This window comes from Pandoraea sp. PE-S2R-1 (genome assembly GCF_002179865.1).
Taxonomy (GTDB): Bacteria; Pseudomonadota; Gammaproteobacteria; order Burkholderiales; family Burkholderiaceae; genus Pandoraea.
The window spans coordinates 1-477 of record NZ_NGUR01000108.1 but is presented as its reverse complement, the minus strand read 5'-3'; the positions used below and the strand labels follow the sequence as shown (position 1 = coordinate 477).

Genomic DNA, 477 nt, shown 5'->3' with positions numbered 1-477 from the left:
AATCCAACGCCTCCGAGATCAAAGAAGCGCTAACATCAGGTAACCAGTCTTCGAAAATGTTGGAATCTCTCGCGGATATGGCCAGTTCAGTTTCGCAGCGGGTTGCTCAGTACGAGAGCGACTTGTCAGATTTTAAGTCTCGTGGAGAGGATCAACTAGCAACTATTACAGGCCTTCTCCCGGGCGCCACTAGTGCCGGACTCGCACACGCTGGGCTGCTGCGGTCCCGGTGGACACCTTGTTAAAGTGTGAAGGTGAAACCGGAGATGGCAGTTGGGAACGAGAAGAGTATTCAGTCGCGAGTTCAAGCTCGAGGCAGTCAAATTGGTCAAGGAACGCGGCGTGTCGGTCGCGCAAGCGGCGCGAGAGCTTGACGTGCACGAGAACGTCTTGCGCAAGTGGATGCTCGATGCAGCGGCCGACCCGCAGCGTGCTTTCCCTAGGCAAGGCGTGACGACATCAGAGCGTGCTGAGATT

The 477-nt window shown here is 56.0% G+C and carries 1 protein-coding gene; it reads left to right on the top strand.

What is annotated here, in order from left to right; translation table 11 throughout:
- Nucleotides 1-273: 273 nt before the first annotated feature.
- Nucleotides 274-477, top strand: a 204-nt coding sequence (locus CDV44_RS27260) for a transposase (RefSeq protein ID WP_141118841.1), incomplete at its 3' end; no start/stop codon positions are given.